We start from the raw sequence: 3,064 nt of genomic DNA, 5'->3' as shown, positions 1-3,064 counted from the left end.
CGCCAAGCCCTTCCGCTGGACCTACGACGGCACCCCACTCAAGGAGGCAGCCTGATCAACACCCCTCCACGAATTAACGCGGAGCAGCACTAGTCCGAATCACGCAGGTCAGGGCCTATCTCGTCCACCCTGCATGACGCCTGATGTCGTCTCATGACACCCAATCCGTGAGAGGCGCGTGAGAGGCAGCGCGCGAGCCGGAGTTCGAGAGTGACTTGCATCACATCCGATTGTAAGGGCTGTCCCGCTCCCTTGGGCCCCTGATGTTCCTCGCCGCGGCGCTGCTGTAGCCGTCGACTCCGGGCCAACCGATAATCAGCGGTCACGCAATTCGGCGCTGGCGATTCTTGTGACCAGGCAGTGCTCTGCTCGCGGGCAGACAGGCGGCAGTGATCCTTGCCAGACCTCCTCATCGCGTCGAGCCCGTCACGCCAAGTCGCTATCGTGCTGTCGTGACCGGTTCTGCACAACGCCCGCTGCTCTTCCTCGATGTCGATGGACCGCTTATCCCATTCGGCGCGGCGCCGCAGCAGTATCCGACGTATCAGGCTGGCCCCGAAGTGCAGGGAAGCGACTCGAGTCCGCTTCTGGCCAGGATCAATCCCGAGCACGGGCCCCGGCTGGCGGCGCTACCGTGTGATCTGGTCTGGGCCACGACGTGGATGGCCGACGCGAACGAGTGCATCGCGCCACGGATCGGTCTGGCGCAGTTGGCCGTGGTGATCTGGCCAGAGCCGTCTGACGTCGATGAACAGGACGAGCGGAGGGGGTTGCACTGGAAGACCCGCGCTCTTGTCGACTGGGCAGCGGGGCGCTCATTCGCCTGGGTCGACGATGAGATCACCGACACCGATCGAGCCTGGGTCTCCGCACACCACCGAGGACACGCCCTGCTCCATCGCGTCGATCCGCGTCAGGGCCTTACCGATGCTGACTTCGTCGCTCTCAACGCATGGCTGCATCAGGCGGGAACACAGTTGACGGGCGATGGGATTGGTTCGCGGCGGTAATCCGGTTGCGGCCGAGCGGGTGCGGCTGGCAGCATCCGCCGCATGACGAACAGAATCGAGTCCCCTTCCCGCTGGTGAGCGCGACCAGCGAGCGCAACGCGCTCGACCCCCGGATATCGTTGTACGACCACGCATCCCGGCTGCTCCAGCGAGCCCCGGATGGGCCGCTGCCCGACGGCGGCCGCCCGTTCCCCGATGAGCTGGACCAGCCTTGCCGCACACGTTCCCGGCGTGGCGAGTGGCAGGAACGCCGGGCCGAGCTCAGGCGCCTGCTCAACGCCTTCTTCGCCGACCCGGACAGTTCTCTCGACACTCTCCAGACAGAGTTGTGCAAGTTGGACGTGTCGGACCGGATGATCTTCCAGGTCCTGGAGTCCCTGCCCGCACCGGACCCACACCGGGCCGTTGACACCGGAACGTCACTCCTGCGTACTGGGACCGACCGCCGCGCCGTCTGGCTCGGGCTTGGTCTTCTCGCCAGCCCCACGGGCCGGCGGATACCGAGCTGATCCGGACACTCGGGCTGCTCACGTGTTGCAGCTCCAGGGCGATCTCGGCGCTCGCGGCCATGCCGGGCACCACCCCGGATCTGATCTGGCTCGCCGAACGCCTCCCGGCGCAGCGACGCTCCGAATCCGTAACCGCCTTGTGCGCCCGAGCAGATGAGCCGCAGGCCCGCGAGTGGCTGCTGCACACGCCTCCGGACGAAGTGCACACCGCACCATCCCAAGCCCGCGAGATCGCCGAAGCAGCGCACCTGACCGAAGCACTCGACCGCAGTCCTGACGATGAGCGCATCCTCGAGCAGGCGGCTCGACTGCTGGCCGCCATGACCGGCGCCAACGACTACCGGGCGCCAATCCGGAAGTACCCTGCCGCCCGCCAGGTCTACAGCAGACTGGCCGAGCGGGTCGACCGGCTGTCCCCGTCACTCGACCGCTACGCGCTCCTCGTCTCGCTCGTCCTCGACCTGCACAGTGGCCACAGCAGCCTGCTGGACTGGCCTCCGGGCGAGCGGGAGAAGACCCTGGACCGGCTCCGCGCCCTGTTGGACGACCCCCGGTGGACAGCGCAGGTCACCGCCGCACGAACGTCCCAGGACATGGGCGCGCGCCGGCGGGCCGCGTGGATCGACCGCATACCCAAAGAGGTGCTGACCGGCGGGAGCGAGCCCTCCGGTGAGAACGACCGACTCGCGGTGCACGTATGCGTCCTGGATCCCGTAAGCCGCGCTGGCGTGGAGGCCCGCGTCCTCGTAGACGGCAGGCCGGTGATCGCCGGAGCCTTCGACCGCGGCGTGGCACACAGCCCGGAAATACTGCTCGGCAGCGGGCAGCTGCGGGCGACCGAGGAGCCGAGAGAGGTGCAGCTCGCGGAAGCCTGGTGCACCGAGGGCTGCTGCGGCGCGCTCTACGTCACCATCGTCCGCGACAGTGACACCGTCTTGTGGCACAACTGGCGCCGGCCACCGGCCCCGAAGTCCGAACCACCGCTGCCTGAACTGCCCGACCTCCGCTTCGATGCCGCCCAGTACGACGTGGAGATCGCCCGCGCGGAGAACGACCACAGCTGGGAATGGCCGGCCCGCACGCTCGCCCGGCTGATCAGGGAACAACTGCGCCAACAGCCAGACCTGCTGGCCCAGTGGAGCTGCCAGCGGGGCTGGATCGGCACGCACTACGCCCAACGCGACCAGGTCGAGCTGAGCTTCACCTATCCGGAGCAGCCACGCTTCGGCTCCGACAGCAGCCCCTGGGTGCAGTTCATCTGGAGCATCCCGGACAACGGCACCCCACCAGAAGAACAAGCGAACGCGGTCCTCCAACAGCTCGCCGCGGCACGCCCAACCACCTACGCGCGCCTCACCGGCGGCAGCCGCGAGGCCGCAGAAGCTCTCGGCTTCACCTGGCCACCGGAACCCGACTGAACCCGACCTGCCGCCACCGTCGGCTCCCAGCCCCGGTCATGTCCCCCTTCGTGGTGTAGCCGATCAATCAGCGGGCGCGTTGGTGGTGTTGGGTAGCGCGGGGGCGCTTTCTGGGAGTTTGGTGGGG

General features: G+C 67.8%; 3 protein-coding genes. All 3 read left to right on the top strand.

All coding sequences use genetic code 11. From position 1 onward, the window contains the following. Positions 1 to 452: 452 nt before the first annotated feature. The 3 genes from ACZ38L_RS39050 to ACZ38L_RS39040 all read left to right on the top strand — a co-directional run bounded on the left by ACZ38L_RS39050 (position 453) and on the right by ACZ38L_RS39040 (position 2,937). Complete coding sequence (locus tag ACZ38L_RS39050; RefSeq protein WP_465702837.1) at positions 453 to 1,010, top strand: HAD domain-containing protein; 558 nt, start codon at positions 453 to 455, stop codon at positions 1,008 to 1,010. A gap of 74 nt (positions 1,011 to 1,084) precedes the next feature. Next, positions 1,085 to 1,519, top strand: a complete 435-nt coding sequence (locus tag ACZ38L_RS39045) for a hypothetical protein (RefSeq protein WP_465702835.1) — start codon at positions 1,085 to 1,087, stop codon at positions 1,517 to 1,519. Positions 1,520 to 1,578: 59 nt separating this feature from the next. Beyond that, positions 1,579 to 2,937 (top strand): hypothetical protein, encoded by a 1,359-nt coding sequence (locus tag ACZ38L_RS39040; RefSeq protein WP_465702833.1) that lies wholly within the window; start codon positions 1,579 to 1,581, stop codon positions 2,935 to 2,937. Positions 2,938 to 3,064: the final 127 nt, after the last annotated feature.

The sequence above is a fragment of the Kitasatospora sp. NPDC024654 genome, from assembly GCF_055559155.1.
This window is presented reverse-complemented; position numbering and strand designations above follow the sequence as displayed.